The organism is Actinotalea ferrariae CF5-4 (assembly GCF_000603945.1).
GTDB classification, from domain to species: Bacteria; Actinomycetota; Actinomycetes; order Actinomycetales; family Cellulomonadaceae; genus Actinotalea; species Actinotalea ferrariae.
Genome location: NZ_AXCW01000372.1, coordinates 1 through 2,747 on the forward strand (window position 1 = coordinate 1; position 2,747 = coordinate 2,747).

At 76.1% G+C, this 2,747-nt stretch carries 1 protein-coding gene and 2 pseudogenes; 1 reads left to right on the plus strand and 2 read right to left on the minus strand.

Going from position 1 to position 2,747, the window contains the following annotated elements; all coding sequences use genetic code 11:
* Both N866_RS17890 and N866_RS17895 read right to left on the minus strand, forming a co-directional pair.
* Positions 1-415: pseudogene (locus N866_RS17890) on the minus strand (hypothetical protein); the annotation flags it as partial.
* Positions 412-2,094 carry a carbamoyltransferase family protein gene (locus N866_RS17895; RefSeq protein WP_034229191.1) on the minus strand — a complete coding sequence of 561 codons (1,683 nt, stop codon included), beginning with the start codon at positions 2,092-2,094 and terminating at the stop codon, positions 412-414. The gene N866_RS17895 and the pseudogene N866_RS17890, both read right to left, overlap by 4 nt.
* A 319-nt stretch (positions 2,095-2,413) precedes the next feature.
* On the opposite strand from N866_RS17895, the pseudogene N866_RS17900 reads away from it, so the two are divergent.
* Positions 2,414-2,747, plus strand: a pseudogene (locus tag N866_RS17900) (hypothetical protein); the annotation flags it as partial.

Consider the following 2,747-nt stretch of genomic DNA (forward strand, 5'->3'; position numbering starts at 1 on the left):
CCGGTCCGCGTCCCCCGGTGCGGACCACGACGACGGGCCACGGCGCGTCCGGCACGAGGGCGGCCGCGTCGAGGGGCTCGGGCCAGGTCGACGGGTCGCCGTCGAGGTCGAGGCGGCGGTCGTCCGCGACCACGACGACCTCGGGCGCCGGCGCGTCCGGGCCGGCCACCTGGGCGGCCAGGCTGCGCAGCGTCACGGCGAGGGAGGGTCGTCCGATGGAGGGCAGCACGACGGCGTATCGGGTGTCGTGCGAGCCGGCTCCGGTCGAGCGGAGGAGCGTGCCCGGGGCCCTGTCCTCGCGCCCGGTCGCGCCCGGGGCCAGGTCCTCGCGCCCGGTCGCGCCCAGGGCCAGGTCCTCGAACTCGGTCGTGCCCGGGCCGGCCGGCTCGGCGCGGTGCCGCGGCAGGCCCGTCATCGCTCGCTCCCCCGCTCGCCACCTCCCGCGAACAGCGCGGAGCGCCGGACGAGGTGCGGACCGAGGACGAGGGCGTCGACCGGTGCCGAGCCGAAGAGCTCGAGGGCGTCCCGCGGGTCGTCGACCATCGGCCGACCGGCGGTGTTGAGGCTGGTGTTGATGACCACCGGCAGGCCGGTGCGGGCACGGAACGCCTCGAGGGTCGCACCGAGGCGGCGCTGACGGGCCGGGTCGACGGTCTGGATCCGCGCGGTGCCGTCGACGTGCACGGCGGCGGGGATCCGGTCGCGCCACGCGGGGTCGACCGTGTGGACGAAGAGCATGTACTCGCTCGGGATGGGGCCGTCGCTGAAGATCTCGGCGGCGTGCTCGAGCAGGACCATGGGCGCGACGGGGCGGAACTGCTCCCGGCCCTTGACGACGTTGAGGTGCTCGAGGTTCTCCGGGTGCCCCGGGTGGGCGAGGAGCGACCGGTGGCCCAGCGCGCGGGGGCCGAACTCGCTGCGGCCGTCGAACCAGGCGATGACCCCGTTGCGCGCCAGGACGTCCGCGACCTCTCCGCCCAGGTCCTCCGGGGTGGTGAACGGCACGGCGGCGCTGCGCAGCCAGGTGGCGAGCTCGTCGTCGGACCACTCGCGGCCGAGGTCGGCGCCCGGCATGGGCTCGGGCACCTCGCCGCCGTCGGCGGAGACCTGCAGCGCGGCGCCGAGGCTCGTCCCGGCGTCGCCCGCGGCGGGCTGGACCCAGACGTCCTCGAAGGCGGTCTCGCGCCAGATCCGGGAGTTGGCGACGCAGTTGAGGGCGGTGCCGCCGGCCATGGTCAGCACGGGGTCGCCGGTCTGGGCGTGGACCCACCGGGCCAGCTCGACGAGGACCTCCTCGAGGCGCTGCTGGACGGAGCAGGCGAGGTCGGCGTGGGGCCCGCGCCAGGACTCCTCGCTGAGGGTCGCGTCCGCGGCACGCGGCGGCGCCCAGCGGGACCAGTCGGGCGCCTCCGCCAGGAAGCCGCCGTCGCCGGTCGGCCGGATGATCTCGCGCAGCTCCTCCAGGAAGCGGGGCTTTCCGTAGGAGGCGAGGGCCATGACCTTGTACTCGTCGCTGGAGCGCAGGAAGCCGAGGTGCTCGGTCAGCGACTCGTAGACCAGACCGAGGGAGTGCGGGAGCTCCTGCTGGAAGAGGATCTCCAGGCGGCCGTCCTGGTAGCGGCCGGCCAGGTGGGAGGCACGCTCGCCCCGGCCGTCGAGCACGAGGACGCTGCTGCGCCGGTGCGGGGAGGCCAGGGCCGCGGAGGCCGCGTGCGCGACGTGGTGCGGCACGTAGCGGACGCGGGACTGGTCCAGACCCGGCAGGGCGGCGGCGAGGAACCCGGGGGCGCGCTGCGCGTACATGATCCGCAGGTGGTCCCACGGGTCGTCCAGGCCCAGCTCCTCGGCGGGCTTCGACAGCGCCGGGTCGAACGAGTACGCCACGGCGTCCAGGTCCTGGGGACGCAGGCCGGCCTGGTCGAGGACCCATCGCATCGACAGCTCCGGCAGCTCCCACGCGGCGAACGGGACGGGTCGCTTGCCCTTCTTGCGACGGGAGAAGCGCTCCTCCTCCGCGGCCGCGACGACCTGCCCGTCGACCACCAGGGCGGCGGACGGGTCGTGGTAGATGGCGTTGACGCCGAGCACGCGCATGGGTGACGGATCCCCCCGGTCGGTCGGTGCGTCGGACGTGCGCCCGACCCGGCCACCCTCAGCGCACAATCCCTAGATCGCATCTCGAAGTGGTTCCGTGACCACATCCCCGGCGGGTCGCCCGGCGGGTCGGCCGCCCGTCGCCGAGCGAGTGACCGGCGGGTGCCCCGGGAGATCGTCCGGCGGGCGGTCGGCGTCACCCGGGGATCCGCGCCGCCCCGGGATGCCGCGCGCGCCGAGCCGTGATGGTCTCGAGGCGGCTGATCACGACGGCGCGACGACCAGGCCGCCGCCCACGACGAAGGAGACCCGTTCCGCCATGACGCAGACGAGCAGCACCCAGGGCCTCGACGCCGCCGGCGACACGGCGGTCCACCCCGTGCCCGAGGCGCGCGACAGCGCAGCCTCCGAGGCACGCGACAGCGCGATGGCGGACCACCCCGCCCGGGGCGGCACGGAGCGGCTCGGCGAGCACTGGATCGGCGGCCAGGCGGTCACGGCGACCGGCGAGCGGACGGTCGACCGCCTCGACCCGCGGGACGGCAGCGCGGGTGCGGTCGTCGTCGTCGGCACCGCCGAGGAGGTCGACCGTGCGGTGATGGCGGCGTGGGACGCGCGGGCGGCCTGGCGCCGGACCGCCCCCGCGGAGCGGG

Excerpts from the sequence above, each read along its gene's own strand:
- N866_RS17895 (WP_034229191.1), bottom strand. The coding sequence starts at position 2,094 with ATGCGCGTGCTCGGCGTCAACGCCATCTACCACGACCCGTCCGCCGCC.